This window comes from Streptomyces sp. CNZ287, assembly GCF_007827615.1.
On the sequence record NZ_VISV01000014.1, the window covers coordinates 137,220 to 150,799 of the forward strand.

A 13,580-nucleotide genomic window follows, 5' to 3' on the forward strand; every position below is an offset into this window, starting at 1 on the left:
CGGGGTCCCTCAGGCCGCCTCGGAGGGCAGGGTCGCCAGGAGAGCGTCGACGAGGGCGCGGTCGTGGCCCTGGGTCAGCCGGTGGCGGGCCGCGGCCGGTGGCAGCCAGACGACGCGGTCCACCTCGCGGCTGGGGACGAACGTGCCCGCGGCCGCCCGGGCGGCCCAGTAGCGGATCTCCTTGGGGCGGCCGTCCGCCACCCGGTAGCGGGTCGTGGGCAGCGGGGCGCCGGGCTCGCAGGCCATGCCGGTCTCCTCGGCCACCTCGCGGACCGCGGCGGCCAGGGGCTCCTCGCCCTGCTTGAGCTTGCCCTTGGGGTGGGACCAGTCGTCGTACTTGGGACGGTGGACGAGAGCGATCTCCAGCCCGCCGGGGACGCCGGGTGCGGTACGCCACAGGACGCAGCCCGCGGCGCGGATCGGTGGGGCCGGGTGGGCCGGGTGATCCTTCACTCCTGCTCCCCTCTCGTCTGCCAGAGCCGGCCGAAGGTGTAGCGCGCGGCTTCCACCTCGTGGCGCTGGTCGGCGTGGAGTACGCCGAGGGCGTAGGCGGTGGCGGGGGCGATCCGCGGCGTCGCCGCGGCGGCCGCGGCCGCGGCGGCGGCCTCGACGGCCTCGCGGTCGCGGTCGAGCGCGGCGCCGGCCGCGGGCAGCGGCGGGCCCCCGGTCCGTACGGGGACGGTGCCGGGCGGGCACGCCGCGAGGATCTCCGCGGCATGCCGGGCGCGGCGGACGAGGGCGTGCACGTGCCGCCAGGGGGCGTCGTCGCGGTCGTCGACGGCGGGCGCGCGGGGGGCGGCGAGCCCGCGGGCGAGGGCGGCGGCGTTGTACGGGCGGCCGGCGCGGGCCAGCGGCAGCGCGGCGACGGCGGCGGCCAGGACGCGGCGCAGCTCGTCGTGGTACTCGGGCAGTGCGGCGGCGGGCCGCCGGGCAGCGCCGGTGAACGGGGCGTCGGAGACGAGCAGGGCGACGGCGTCGGCCAGCGCGTGGTACCGGGCGGACGTCAGCGCGTCCAGCGCCTCGGAGTGCGCCCGGCTCCGTGCCAGCCCCAGCCGCCGCTCCAGCAGCGCCCCGGCCCGCGCCGCCCCCACGCTCCGCGGGGCGCCTGCCGCGGGCATGGCGGTGGTGGCCACCCCGGTACGGCGCCCGCCGTCGGCAGCCGTCCACCCGGAACCGGAGCCGGAGGAGCCCGAAGCGCGCGATGCGGAACCGGCGGAGGAAGGATCACCGGCCGCGGACGTGGAGACGCCGGAGGCGGAACCGGCCGAAGGGGAGGTCTCGGAGGCATGTCGCCCGACCCCGTCCCGGGACCGCCCGCCGCGGGCCGCGCCCGCGAGCGCGCCGCCCGGCCGCCGCGCCGCGGCGGCGGCTGCGGTGCCTGCGTCGCCGGTGACGGTCCCCCGGTCGAGATCGTCGGGTCCACCCCGCGTCACGCCGCCGCTCCCGGGCCGCGCCCCCGGCACCACGCCGGCGGCGCGGGCCGTACCGGCCGGGTCCGCGATCCGGTCCGGCCGTTCCGCCGCTCCCGGTGGCGTGTCGCCGGACCCGGCATGACCCGCCGACGCGGGCGCCGTGCCCCGCGTATCCCGTGCACCCGCGCCCGGACCCGCGGGCGCGCTGCCCTCGGCGGCCTTGCCGGTATCCGCGTCGCCGCCCGCCGCACCGCGGGCCGCGGCGTCCACGGCCCGGCCCCGGTCCACCGCGCCGGCCGCGGAGTCGGCCGCGTCCTCCTCGCCCGACAGCCGCCGCAGCGCCGTCACCAGCCGGTCCCGGCGCGCCGCGTACACGTGCTCGCGCAGCACCGTCGTGCCCAGCCAGTACAGCTCGCCCTCCAGGCGCTCCGCCCACTCCGGGTCCAGTAAGGGGCCGAAGCTGCCCAGCGTGTCGGCGATACGGAAGGCCGCGCCGTGGACCGCGCCCGCGACCGCCGCCGCGCCCGCCCCGGCGCCCGCCTCCTGCGCCGGGAGGTCCCGCAGGCCGCGGAGCAGCTCGGTGGCCTGCGTGCTCAGGTACCGGGCCAGCACCTCGCCCGCCGCGAGCGTGCCGCCGCCGGGCGCCGCCGTGGCCGTCAGGGATGTCTCATGCCGCGATGACACGCCGGCGCCTCCGGGCGTCGATGAGCATTTCCTGGACGTTCGCCAGCCGGTTCCCCGCGTCGTCCACCGCGTTGCGCGTCCAGTCGCCGTTGGAGTCCAGACGCCAGGAGTCGACCGTGTCCGACATGCCCGTCTCCAGCAGCCGGTTCAGCGCCTCGCGGTGCGCCGGGTCCGCGACCCGGACCAGCGCCTCGATGCGCCGGTCGAGGTTGCGGTGCATCATGTCCGCGCTGCCGAACCACACCTCCGGCTCGCCCCCGTTGCCGAAGACGAAGACCCGGGAGTGCTCCAGGAACCGGCCCAGGACGCTGCGGACCCGGATGTTCTCCGAGAGCCCCGGCACCCCCGGCCGCACGGCGCAGATGCCGCGCACCCAGATGTCGACCGGCACGCCCGCCGCCGACGCCCGGTAGCAGGCGTCGATGACCGCCTCGTCGACGATCGAGTTGACCTTGATGCGGACGTACGCGGGCTGCCCGGCCCGGTGGTGCGTGATCTCGCGGTGGATCCGGTGGACCAGGCCCTCGCGCACCGACGTCGGCGCGACCAGCAGCCGCCGGTAGTTCTCCCGCCGCGAGTAGCCCGAGAGCCGGTTGAAGAGGTCGGAGAGGTCCGCGCCCACCTGCGGGTCGGCGGTGAGCAGGCCCAGGTCCTCGTAGAGCCGCGCGGTCTTCGGGTGGTAGTTGCCGGTGCCGACGTGGCTGTAGCGGCGCAGGGTCTCGCCCTCCTGCCGTACGACCAGCGACAGCTTGCAGTGCGTCTTCAGCCCGACGAGCCCGTACACGACGTGGCAGCCCGCCTCCTCCAGCTTCCGCGCCCACTTGATGTTCGCCTGCTCGTCGAAGCGCGCCTTCAGCTCCACCAGCACCAGCACCTGCTTGCCGCTCTCCGCCGCGTCGATGAGGGCGTCGACGATCGGCGAGTCGCCCGACGTGCGGTACAGCGTCTGCTTGATGGCCAGCACGTCCGGGTCCGCCGCCGCCTGCTCCAGGAACGCCTGGACGGAGGTGGAGAAGGAGTCGTACGGGTGATGCAGCAGCACGTCGCGCTCGCGCAGCGCCGCGAAGACGTCCGGCGCGGACGCCGACTCGACCTCGGCGAGGTCGCGGTGCGTGCCCGCGACGAACTTCGGGTACTTCAGCTCCGGCCGGTCCTGCGCGGCGATGCCGAAGAGCCCGGTGAGGTCGAGCGGCCCCGGCAGCGGATAGACCTCGGCCTCGGAGATCTTCAGCTCCCGGACGAGCAGGTCCAGCACGTACGGGTCGATGGACTCCTCCACCTCGAGCCGCACCGGCGGCCCGAAGCGGCGCCGCATCAGCTCCTTCTCCAGCGCCTTCAGCAGGTTCTCCGCGTCGTCCTCCTCGACCTCCAGGTCCTCGTTGCGCGTGACCCGGAAGGTGTGGTGGGCGAGGACCTCCATGCCCGGGAAGAGGTCTTCGAGGTGGGCCGCGATGACGTCCTCCAGCGGCACGAACCGCTGCGCGCCGCCGACCGAGGCGGTCTCCAGGAACCGCGGCAGCAGCGGCGGCACCTTGACGCGGGCGAAGTGCCGGTGGCCGCTGACGGGGTTGCGGACGACGACCGCGAGGTTCAGGGACAGTCCCGATATGTACGGGAACGGGTGCGCCGGGTCGACCGCAAGCGGCGTCAGCACCGGGTAAATCTGCTGCCGGAAGAGGGTGAAGAGCCGGGCCTGCTCCTTCTCGCCCAGGTCGGCCCAGCGGACCAGGGCGATGCCCTCGTCGGCCAGCGCCGGCTGCACGTCCTGCTGGAAGCAGGCCGCGTGCCGCGCCATCAGCTCGCGCGAGCGGTTCCAGATCAGGTCCAGCACCTCGCGCGGCTGGAGCCCGGAGGCGGAGCGGGTGGCGACGCCGGTGGCGATGCGGCGCTTGAGGCCGGCGACGCGCACCATGAAGAACTCGTCCAGGTTGCTGGCGAAGATCGCCAGGAAGTTCGCCCGCTCCAGCAGCGGGGTCGCCGGGTCCTCGGCCAGTTCCAGCACCCGCTCGTTGAACGCCAGCCAGCTTCGCTCGCGGTCCAGGAAGCGGCCCTGGGGCAGTTCCTCGTCCGCCTCCTGCCCGTCGTAGTCGTCGGCGTCGGCGTCGATGTCCGGGTCGATCTGCTGGGCCGCGCGCTGCGCGGCGGGGGCCACCGCGTGCGGGCGGCGGGCGGCGATCGAGCCCACCGACGGCTGGGCCGGCTGCGCGGGCTGCGTGACGAGGGGCGAGCTGTCGTCCATGCCCCTATTCTCCCGTGTCCGGGCCTGACCCGGCACGGCGGACAGGTTCGCGGCGGAGCGCTGCATCCGTCGATGCTCGCAATTGAGGTTGAACCGAGGGTAACGACGCGGCTAACCCTCGGTGCGCGGTACGGCCCGCCCGCCCTGGTCAGCCCTCCGTGCGGTACATGAGATCCGTCTCGTGGGTGCTGAAGCCCATGCCCTCGTAGACCACGACCGCGGGGGTGTTGTCGGCGTCGACGTACAGCATGCCCGTGGGCATGCTGCGGTCGTACGCCAGATGGCGCAGCCCGATCGTCGTCAGCGCCTTGCCGAGCCCGCCGCCCTGTGCGTCGGGGTGCACCCCCAGCACGTACACCTCGCCCAGGTGCTCCGCACTGTGCACCTTCGTCCAGTGGAAGCCGACGAGCTTCCCGCCGCGCTCGGCGAGGAAGAAGCCGCGCGGGTCGAACCACGGCTCCGCCATCCGGTCGTCCAGGTCGGCCCGCGTGAGCGAGCCCTGCTCGGGGTGGTGGGCGAAGGCGGCGGCGTTGAGGGCCAGCCACTCCGCGTCGTCCTCGCCGGGCCGGAACGTACGCACCGTGACCCCCGCGGGCAGCCGCGGCTCGGGCGCGTCCTCCCCCGCGTACCCGTCGAGCGGCATCCGCAACTGGCGCAGCTCGCGGAAGAGCGTGAGGCCGAGCAGTTGCGCCAGGTGCCTGGCGGCGGGGTGGCCGCCGTGCGCCCACAGCCGCATCCGCTGCCCCGACTCGGTGAGCAGCGCGCGGCCCAGCGCGCGGCCGTGACCGCGGCGGCGGTGGCCGGGGTGGACGACGAGTTCGGCGGCGGGCGGCTCGACGGGGTCGGTCTCCTCAAGCTGCGCGTAGCCCGCCGGCTCCGTGCCGTCGTAGAGGAGGAGGTGCTTGACGCCCTCGCGGTGGCCTCTGCGCAGGGTGAGCCGGCCCTGCTCGGAGACGGCCTCCCGGCCGTCGGTCGCGGCGGCGGCGTCGATGATGCCGAGCACGGCGTGGGACTGGGAGGGCGTGAGCTCGTCGAGCACCTCGATGCGCCTGCCGCGCGGCTTCCCCGTGTCGGTCTTACCGGACTCCGTCATGGAGAAAGCCTAAGGCCGGCGGAACGCCGGAGAAGCTTGGGGAAGAGTTCAGTCCTTGTTGGAGACGCGCTACGCGCGTCGACCTTAAGCTGCCGAGCGGTGTTCCACGTCGCGCCGAGGGGGCGTTCGCAGTGAGGTCTGGGAGAACAGAGCCGTCAGACAGGTTCCGTACGACACGAAGGGGGCGCCGGGCCGCGGCCGGTGCCGCCGCGCTGGCGGTGGCCGGCAGCCTTTTCGCCGCCGCGCAGCCCGCGGGCGCGGACAGCGCGGAGAAGCAGGACCGCGGCCGTACCGTCGACGTCCAACTGCTGTCCTTCAACGACTTCCACGGCAACCTCGAACCCCCGCAGGGCTCGTCGGGAGAGGTCGCGGAACTCCAGCCGGACGGCTCGAAGAAGACCGTCAAGGCAGGCGGCGTCGCCTACCTCGCCACCTCCCTGCGCGACGCCCGCGAGGGCAACCGCTACTCCGTCACCGCCGCCGCGGGCGACCTCGTCGGCGCCAGCCCGCTGGTCTCCGGCCTCTTCCACGACGAGCCCACCGTCGAGGCCATGAACGGCCTCGGCCTCGACGTCGCCGGCGTCGGCAACCACGAGTTCGACGAGGGCATCGCCGAGCTGCGGCGCCTCCAGGACGGCGGCAACCACCCCGAGGACGGCGGCTACCGGGAGGGCCGCACCTACGGGGGCGCGGACTTCCCCTACCTCGCCGCCAACGTCACCGACGAGAAAACCGGCAAGCCGGCCCTCGACCCGGTGTACGTCTGGAAGAAGGAGGGCGTGAAGATCGGCTTCATCGGCGTGACGCTGGAGGCCACCCCCGACATCGTCTCCGCGGAGGGCGTCAAGGGGCTGAAGTTCCACGACGAGATCGAGACGATCGACACGTACGCGAAGCAACTGCGGCGCCAGGGCGTGGAGTCCATCGTCGCCCTCGTCCACGAGGGCGGGTACCCCGCGGCCTCGGCGGGCGGCGCGTACAACTACGACTGCGACACCCCGGGCCCCGGCGCCGGGATCTCCGGTCCCGTCGCCGAGATCGCCAAGGGCACCACGGCGAGCGTCGACGCCTTCGTCACCGGGCACACCCACCAGCCGTACGCCTGCACCATCCCCGACCCGGAGGGCAACGCGCGCAGCGTCACCTCCGCGTCGTCCTTCGGCCGGCTCTACACCGACACCACGCTGACGTACGACCGCCGCACCGGCGACATCGTGCGCACCGCGACCAAGCTGCCGGACGCCGAGAACCACGTGGTCGACCGCGAGCAGCGCCGGGCGCCGGACATGACCTCGCTGGTCGAGGAGTGGAACGAGCTCGCCGCGCCGATCGCCGCCAAGCCCGTCGGCTACGTCTCCGGCGACATCCCGCGCGAGGGCACCGAGTCCCCGCTCGGCGACCTCATCGCCGACGCGCAGCTCGCCCACGCCAGGACGCTCGACGAGAGCACCCGGGTGGCGTTCATGAACCCGGGCGGCATCCGCGCGGGCATCACGTACGCGTCGGCCGGCGACGAGGGCGACGGGGTCGTCACGTACGGGGAGGGCTTCACCGTCCAGCCGTTCTCGAACACCGTGAACCTGACCGGCCTCACCGGGGAGCAGCTCCTCCAGGTGCTCCGCGAGCAGGTCAGCGGCGCCAACGAGGCGGCGCCGAAGATCCTGCAGCCGTCCGCGGGGCTGACGTACACGCTGGACCTCACGGAGTCCGGCGCCGACCGCGTCGTCGCCGACTCGGTCCGGCTCGACGGGCAGCCGCTCGACCCGGCTGCCACGTACCGGGTCGCCGTCAACTCCTTCCTCGCCGGCGGCGGCGACGGCTTCCCCACCCTGGCCGACGGCACGGACACGCTGGTCGGCGGGGACGACCTGGCCGCCCTTGAGAGCTACCTGACGGCGAACTCCAGCGCGGACAAGCCGCTGGCACCGCCGGCCGCCGACCGGATCACGGTGATCGGGCAGCAGTAGCCGGCCGGGGAGACCCCGGGGGGGGTGAGCGGCGAGGCGGCCGGAACCGGCCTGCGCCGCTCACCCCCTTCTGCTGTGATGGCCCCCCGGCGCGTCCCGCCCCGGCTCCCCGGCGGTACGGGCCCTTCCGGCGCAGCCCTCTCCCGGCAGGACGGGCACGATGAGCAACGAGGACGCGGCAGAACCGGCGGTCGACCCCACCGTGCCGCGGGCGACGCCGTCGCGGAGGTCTATCCGGGCATCGTCACGATGGCCCGGCATCTGGCGGCCGGCCGCGAAGGTGGGCGCGGCGAAGCCGATCGACGCGTACGGCGCGGTGGGACGCAAGCCGTAGGACGCTCGCGCCCACCGCGGTGGTGGCCGGGACGGCTAGAAGTTGAAGACGTTGCCGCCGGTTGCGAGGTCCGCCGTGCAGGGGTTGGGGAAGACCTCGGAGACGTACTCGACGGGCTTGCCGCGCCACGTGCCGGTGGCGTGCAGCTCCACGGGCTCGTACTGCATCGTGCACGCGCCCTCCTTGTCGGACAGGTCCTCGAACCGCCCGTCGACCTTCGCCAGGTCCGTGCAGGCCGACTCCGCCGCGGGGTGCGAGCCCCCGGCGGGGTCGCAGTCCAGATACGTGAAGCCGCCCTTGGCGCGGTCGCTGACGTACTTCGTCGTCAGCCGCAGGTGCGTGGCGTCGAACGGCTCGGGCAGCGGGCGCTCGGCGGAAGCGGTGGCGGCGGCGGTCAGCGGCAACAGCACGGCGGTGGCGGTGGCGGCCAGGACGGCGGCGAGGGGCCGGACGGTCATGGGGGTTTCTCCTCGGCGGGGGCGTGGGGCGTGCGGGCGTCTGGAACGTCAGAGATACCCCAGTCCGTCAGCGGCGCGAGGTACCGTCACCCGAAGGAGGCATGTCCTTCGATTCCGATTGCCCCCGCCCGTACGGGGCCCGCGGCCGTTTGCGCCGCTTCGGGCGCGCTGGGCCGAACGGCCCAGCGCCCGCCGGCCCCCGCGCCGTCCCGCGCTACGCCGGCCGGTGGGGCCCGCGCCCCCGGATCGCGGACAAGGACCCCGGCGGCGGCTCCGGCGCCCCCGGCAGCCGCAGCAGCGCCTCCGTCCCGCCGCCGGCCGCCCGGCGCAGCGCCACGGTGCCGCCGGCCTGCTGCACCGTACGGGCCACGATCGACAGCCCCAGCCCGCTGCCCGGCCGGCCGCGCGCCGACGGCGAGCGCCAGAACCGCTCGAAGACGTGCGGCAGCTCCGCCTCCGGGATACCGGGCCCGTGGTCGCGCACCCGCAGCAGCCCGTCGCCGCCGAGCCCGACCTCGACCCGGCTGCCGGGCGGCGAGAACTTCACCGCGTTGTCCAGCAGATTGACCACGGCCCGCTCCAGCGCCGCGGGCTCGGCCCGTACGAACCAGGGCGCCAGCTCCGCGTCGATCCGCACCTCGGGCGCCCGCAGCCGCACCCGCCGCACCGCCCGCTCGGCGATCTCGTCCAGCGCGACGACCGCCAGTTGGGCCTTGTCCGGCGCCGCGTCGGGCCGGGACAGCTCCTGGAGGTCGCCGATGAGCGCGGCCAGCTCGGTCATCTGCGCGGTGACGGACTCCAGCAGCTCCCTGCGCTGCCGCGGCGGCAGCTCGCGTCCTGACTCCTCGCTGCGGGCGAGCAGTTCGATGTTCGTACGCAGCGAGGTCAGCGGCGTCCGCAGCTCGTGCCCGGCGTCGGCGATGAGCTGCTGCTGCCGCTCCTGGGAGGTGGCGAGGGCGGCGGTCATGGCGTTGAACGACCGGGACAGCCGGGCGATCTCGTCGTCGCCCTCGACGGGGATCTCGACGGCGAGGTCCTCGGTGCGGGCGATGTGCTCGACGGTATGCGTCAGCCGCTCCACGGGGCGCAGGCCCGCGCGGGCGACGCCGAGCCCGATCGCCCCGGCACCGAGGACGCCGCAGCCGGCGACGAGGGCGAGGACGAGGGCGAGGGTGTTGAGGGGGTCGGTGACCTCGCTGAGGGGGCGGGCGAAGGAGATGGCGGCCGGCTCGTCGTTCAGTGTGAGGGCGCCGCCGATGGTGCGGACCCGCCACTCGGTGCCGTCCGAGGTCACGTCGTGCATGATTTCGGTACGCTGCGCGCCGCCCTGGGCGGCGACCGCCTGCTCCGTCTCGGTGACGGGGATCGTGTGCTCGCCCTGGAGCAGGCAGGCCCTGCCATCCGGGAGCACGATCTGGGCGGTCGTCCGGTCCGTGTTCAGGTCCTCCGGCGAGCCCGGGGGGCGTTCGTCGAGGCAGCCGGTGCGGACGATCCGGGGCAGGGTGTTCGGCACCTCGGCCTGCCGCAGCGAACGGTTGAACTCGTTCATGAGCTGGTCGCGGGTGATCAGCCAGCAGGAGACCGCCGCCGCCGCGATCGCCACCGCCATCGCCGCAGCGGTGAGCAGAGCCAGCCGCGAGCGCAGGGGCAGGCGGCCGAAGCGGGACGTCACCTGGCGGCGCCCCTGCCGCCGCTCCTCGCGTCGCCCTCCGGGGCGCGCAGGACGTAGCCGACGCCGCGGACCGTGTGCACCAGCCGGGGGGCGCCGCCGGCCTCGGTCTTGCGGCGCAGGTACATGACGTACACGTCGAGGGAGTTGGAGGACGGCTCGAAGTCGAAGCCCCAGACGGCCTTGAGGATCTGCTCGCGCGTGAGCACCTGCCGCGGGTGGTTGAGGAAGAGCTCCAGCAGCGTGAACTCGGTGCGGGTCAGCTCCACCGGCCGGCCGCCGCGGGTGACCTCGCGGGCGGCGAGGTCCATCCGCAGGTCGCCGAACTCCAGCGCCTCGGCGGTGTCGGCCGGCTCGCCGCCCTCGGCGTACGCGCGGCGGCGCAGCAGCGCGCGGATGCGGGCGAAGAGCTCGTCCAGCTCGAACGGCTTGACGAGGTAGTCGTCGGCGCCCGCGTCGAGGCCCGTCACGCGGTCGCCGACGGTGTCGCGGGCGGTGAGCATGAGGATGGGTACCCGGTCGCCGCCGGCCCGGAGCCTGCGGGCGGCGGTCAGGCCGTCCATGCGGGGCATGAGGACGTCGAGGACGACGAGGTCCGGCCGGTACGAGGCGGCCTTGTCGAGGGCGTCGAGACCGTCGACGGCGAGTTCGGTTCCGTAGCCCTCGAAGGCGAGGCTGCGCTCCAGCGCCTCGCGTACGGCCGGCTCGTCGTCGACGATCAGGATGCGCTGCTGCTGCTCGGTCACGGCCTCAATTGTTCCTGAGGTCGCCGAGGATGTGCTTCACATCGTTGATGGGGATGGCGAAGCCGAGGCCGACGCTGCCCGCGGAGGAGTCGTCCGGCGGCGTGTACATGGCCGAGTTGATGCCGACGATCCGGCCCTGCATGTCGATGAGTGCGCCGCCGGAGTTGCCGTGGTTGAGCGAGGCGTCGGTCTGGATGGCCTGGTACGTGGTCGTCTCCGGCCCGAGCCGCCCGTTGTACTGGCCGCCGCCGAAGCCGAACGGCCACTGCTCGCCGCGCTGCGGCTGCCCGCCCTCCTCCTTCTCGACGGTCACGTCGCGGTCGAGCGCGGAGACGATGCCGCTGGTGACGCTGCCGCTCAGGCCCTCGGGGGAGCCGATGGCGACGACCTCGTCGCCGACCTTCAGGGAGTCGGAGTCGCCGAGGGTGGCGGGCTTGAGGCCGCTCTTGCCCTGCACCTTGATGAGGGCCATGTCGAGGTCGGGGTCGGTGCCGACGACGTCGGCGGCGGCGGTGGAGCCGTCGCTGAAGGTGACCTGGACCTGCTCGGCGCCGGAGACGACGTGGTTGTTGGTGAGGATCTCGCCGCTCTCGGTGACGATCACCCCGGACCCCGTCGACTGCCCGGCGGTCGAGGAGGACTTGATCTCCACGACGCTGGGGCTGACGGCGGCGGCGACGCCGGCGACGGAGCCGCTGTTCCCGGAGGAGACCTGGGTGCCGCTGGCAGGGCTGGAGGCGCTGGTGCTCGTACCGGACGAATCGGTCAGCTCCCCGACGAGGGCGGCGCTGCCGCCCCCGACGATGGCGGCGACCAGCGCGGCGGCGGCGAGCAGCCCCAGGGGCCCCCTGGCCCGCCCGCGCCGTGGCGGCCCGGCGGGGGGCGGCGGCGGGGCGCCGAACCCGGCGTACCCGCCGCCGTGCGCGCCGGCGAAGGTCTGAGGGTGGCCCGCGCCGGCCCGGTCGGCGGGCAGGACCCCGTCACGGCCGGCTGCGAAGGCGGGCTGGGTGCTGGTGCGGTATGTCTGCTCCGTCATGCCCTCGACGATCCCCGCGGATTCTGAGAGGCGTCTGAGACGTGGGTAAGAAGCGGAGTAAAACCGCGTTTGCCCGATATAAAGGCGAGGGGTGGGGCCGGAGGCGCGGCGGTACTACGGTGGCCGTCGTGGCGCCGCGTTGCTCCTCACCGGATCCGGACAGCACGCCAGCCCCGAGGGGGAGGTGCCGTGCTGGCACTGATCATCTCCGCGTTCGCCGTTCTGGTATCGCTCGGCTCGTTCATCCTCGCCTACATGACCGACCGCCGCTCCCACATGCCCGTCCTGCAGTTCATGTGGGAGAGCGCGCAGACGGACGACGCCGAACCGAAGTGGTGGCTCATGAACGTGGGCCGGGGCCCGGCAACCAACGTCGTGGTCGCCCAGACGGCGCGCACCTCGCTCACGCGCGGCCTCAACCGCGAGGTCTGGTACAACCCGGTGCTCGTACCGTCGATCCCCGCGGACGGAAAGCTGGCCCTCACCTGGCTCGGCGGCACCATGGGACTCGACTGCGGGCTGGGGTCGAGCTACACGGACGGGCACCGGTGCTTCTACACGACCAAGTGCGGAGACGACGTGAACATGGTCTACGTCGGCCTGCACATACCGCGATGGCCGCTGCTGAAGCTCCACGGGCGGAAGGCGGTCAAAACGTGGTGGGGCGTGGAGGACCTGTCGGGCCCGCAGTGGTCGCCCGCCACGGACGGCCACGTACGAAGGCGCTGGTGGCTCCCCAGGCGCTTCGGCCTGAGCCGCCGCCTCGGCGGCTGGGCCGACCCGGTGAGGTCGTACAGACCGCCCCCGGCGGCTGCCCATCCGGACTGAGCGCTACGTCTGCGGGAACTCCCCGCGTCTGACAGCTGCAACGAAGTCGGCCCACGCGGCAGCGCTGACAGCGAGGACGCCGCTCCCGGGGTCCTTGCTGTCCCGGACGCTGACCGCGGCCGCGCCTCGACGTATCTCGACGCAGTTGCCGGACTCACCGCTGTAGCTGGACCGGCGCCACGCAACGCTGCCGTGCTCCAGTGACCGCATAAGCCCCTCTCCGGGCGACTAGTCCAACGTCGTTCTCAAACGAGCGATCAGATCACGGCTCTCGGCCGGAGCCAGAGCCGTGGACCGCAGCGAGTCGAACGTGAGCGTATACGTATCGATCTCTTCCGCGGTCTCCAGGTAGAGCGTGCCTGTCTTGTGCTCCACGCACACAACATCGGAATAGGCAGGCGTGGGGAAGCTGAACAGCACGAAAGCCCCCATGAGCCCAGCATGCGCGCCCGCGCGGTGCGGGACAACCTGCAACTCGACGCTCGGATGCTCCCCCACCGCCAGCAGCCGGTCGAGCTGTGCGCGCATCACCTTCGTACCGCCGACGCACGTCAGCAGCGCGGCCTCCCCCTGGATCACACACACCCGCGGTGGATCGTTGCCCTCCAGCACCCTCTGTCGTTCCATTCGGATGCCGACCAACTCGTCCACGCGCTCCCGGCTGAGCATCGCGTTGCTGCCCTCCACAAGCGCCCGGGCGTAGTCCGGGGTTTGCAGCAGGCCGGTGATCAGCAGCGGCTCGAAGGAGCGGATGTAGTCAGCGGTTCGCTCATAGTCGATGTAGTCGGCGTACGAGGGCAAGGCCGTGCCCAGTTGCTGCAGCCAGCCCGGTTCTCTTCCGCGTCGGGCCAGGGCCACCAACTGCTCGACGTAGTCGCCGTCTTCCACACCGTAGAAGGTCAGCAGGTCGCGCAACTCGCCCAGAGAGATTCCCAACCGCGCGTTCTCTATCCGGTTGATCTTCGTCCGATGGCAACCGATCCGCTCCGCTGCCTCCTCCGGCGAAATACCGGCCGCCTCCCGGAGCGCCAGGAGGACGGCGGCCAGACGTCGACGGCGCACGGTGGGCCGCGCTCCGGTCATGTGGTGCCCCCATCTGCTTACTCAACGACAG

The 13,580-nt window shown here is 73.6% G+C and carries 13 protein-coding genes; 3 read left to right on the top strand and 10 right to left on the bottom strand.

Annotated elements, in window-relative coordinates; translation table 11 throughout:
* Positions 1–9: 9 nt before the first annotated feature.
* The 4 genes from FB457_RS23930 to mshD form a co-directional block, all read right to left on the bottom strand.
* Positions 10–453 (bottom strand): NUDIX domain-containing protein, encoded by a 444-nt coding sequence (locus FB457_RS23930; RefSeq protein ID WP_145783205.1) that lies wholly within the window; start codon positions 451–453, stop codon positions 10–12.
* On the bottom strand, positions 450–2,096 hold the full coding sequence (locus FB457_RS23935; RefSeq protein WP_145783207.1) for a hypothetical protein: 1,647 nt from the start codon (positions 2,094–2,096) through the stop codon (positions 450–452). The genes FB457_RS23930 and FB457_RS23935 overlap by 4 nt, the downstream gene beginning before the upstream one ends.
* Positions 2,080–4,335: an RNA degradosome polyphosphate kinase gene (locus FB457_RS23940; RefSeq protein WP_145783209.1), complete on the bottom strand. Its 2,256-nt coding sequence runs from the start codon at positions 4,333–4,335 to the stop codon at positions 2,080–2,082. The genes FB457_RS23935 and FB457_RS23940 overlap by 17 nt, the downstream gene beginning before the upstream one ends.
* A gap of 148 nt (positions 4,336–4,483) precedes the next feature.
* Complete coding sequence (gene mshD / locus FB457_RS23945) at positions 4,484–5,428, bottom strand: mycothiol synthase (protein WP_047016418.1); 945 nt, start codon at positions 5,426–5,428, stop codon at positions 4,484–4,486.
* A 131-nt stretch (positions 5,429–5,559) separates the two neighbouring features.
* Here mshD and FB457_RS23950 point away from each other — a divergent pair, with 131 nt between their 5' ends.
* Both FB457_RS23950 and FB457_RS35350 read left to right on the top strand, forming a co-directional pair.
* The gene (locus FB457_RS23950) at positions 5,560–7,395 is read left to right on the top strand and encodes a bifunctional metallophosphatase/5'-nucleotidase (protein WP_186462038.1); all 1,836 of its coding nucleotides are present in this window, start codon (positions 5,560–5,562) and stop codon (positions 7,393–7,395) included.
* A 160-nt stretch (positions 7,396–7,555) separates the two neighbouring features.
* Complete coding sequence (locus FB457_RS35350; RefSeq protein ID WP_164492495.1) at positions 7,556–7,729, top strand: hypothetical protein; 174 nt, start codon at positions 7,556–7,558, stop codon at positions 7,727–7,729.
* Positions 7,730–7,764: 35 nt separating this feature from the next.
* On the opposite strand, the gene FB457_RS23955 is transcribed toward FB457_RS35350, so the two are convergent.
* The 4 genes from FB457_RS23955 to FB457_RS23970 all read right to left on the bottom strand — a co-directional run bounded on the left by FB457_RS23955 (position 7,765) and on the right by FB457_RS23970 (position 11,638).
* Positions 7,765–8,187 (bottom strand): SSI family serine proteinase inhibitor, encoded by a 423-nt coding sequence (locus tag FB457_RS23955; RefSeq protein ID WP_047016420.1) that lies wholly within the window; start codon positions 8,185–8,187, stop codon positions 7,765–7,767.
* Between the two features lie 214 nt (positions 8,188–8,401).
* On the bottom strand, positions 8,402–9,859 hold the full coding sequence (locus tag FB457_RS23960) for a sensor histidine kinase (protein ID WP_145783211.1): 1,458 nt from the start codon (positions 9,857–9,859) through the stop codon (positions 8,402–8,404).
* Positions 9,856–10,602 (bottom strand): response regulator transcription factor, encoded by a 747-nt coding sequence (locus FB457_RS23965; protein WP_047016422.1) that lies wholly within the window; start codon positions 10,600–10,602, stop codon positions 9,856–9,858. The genes FB457_RS23960 and FB457_RS23965 overlap by 4 nt, the downstream gene beginning before the upstream one ends.
* 4 nt (positions 10,603–10,606) lie before the next feature.
* Entirely contained in the window at positions 10,607–11,638 is a 1,032-nt protein-coding gene (locus FB457_RS23970; RefSeq protein WP_145783213.1) for a trypsin-like peptidase domain-containing protein, read from the bottom strand.
* A gap of 189 nt (positions 11,639–11,827) precedes the next feature.
* Here FB457_RS23970 and FB457_RS23975 point away from each other — a divergent pair, with 189 nt between their 5' ends.
* The gene (locus tag FB457_RS23975; protein ID WP_145783215.1) at positions 11,828–12,466 is read left to right on the top strand and encodes a hypothetical protein; all 639 of its coding nucleotides are present in this window, start codon (positions 11,828–11,830) and stop codon (positions 12,464–12,466) included.
* Between the two features lie 3 nt (positions 12,467–12,469).
* Here the strand turns inward: FB457_RS23975 and FB457_RS23980 are convergent, their stop codons facing one another.
* Both FB457_RS23980 and FB457_RS23985 read right to left on the bottom strand, forming a co-directional pair.
* Complete coding sequence (locus tag FB457_RS23980) at positions 12,470–12,676, bottom strand: DUF397 domain-containing protein (protein ID WP_145783217.1); 207 nt, start codon at positions 12,674–12,676, stop codon at positions 12,470–12,472.
* Between the two features lie 18 nt (positions 12,677–12,694).
* Positions 12,695–13,549, bottom strand: coding sequence for a helix-turn-helix domain-containing protein (locus FB457_RS23985; protein ID WP_347614841.1), 855 nt, complete (start codon positions 13,547–13,549; stop codon positions 12,695–12,697).
* Positions 13,550–13,580: the final 31 nt, after the last annotated feature.

What these genes read in the sequence shown, in the direction of transcription:
- FB457_RS23940 (WP_145783209.1), bottom strand. Translation starts at nt 4,335, where the DNA reads ATGGACGACAGCTCGCCCCTCGTCACGCAGCCCGCGCAGCCGGCCCAG.
- mshD (WP_047016418.1), bottom strand. Translation starts at nt 5,428, where the DNA reads ATGACGGAGTCCGGTAAGACCGACACGGGGAAGCCGCGCGGCAGGCGC.
- FB457_RS35350 (WP_164492495.1), top strand. Translation starts at nt 7,556, where the DNA reads ATGAGCAACGAGGACGCGGCAGAACCGGCGGTCGACCCCACCGTGCCG.
- FB457_RS23955 (WP_047016420.1), bottom strand. Translation starts at nt 8,187, where the DNA reads ATGACCGTCCGGCCCCTCGCCGCCGTCCTGGCCGCCACCGCCACCGCC.
- FB457_RS23970 (WP_145783213.1), bottom strand. Translation starts at nt 11,638, where the DNA reads ATGACGGAGCAGACATACCGCACCAGCACCCAGCCCGCCTTCGCAGCC.
- FB457_RS23980 (WP_145783217.1), bottom strand. Translation starts at nt 12,676, where the DNA reads ATGCGGTCACTGGAGCACGGCAGCGTTGCGTGGCGCCGGTCCAGCTAC.
- FB457_RS23985 (WP_347614841.1), bottom strand. Translation starts at nt 13,549, where the DNA reads ATGACCGGAGCGCGGCCCACCGTGCGCCGTCGACGTCTGGCCGCCGTC.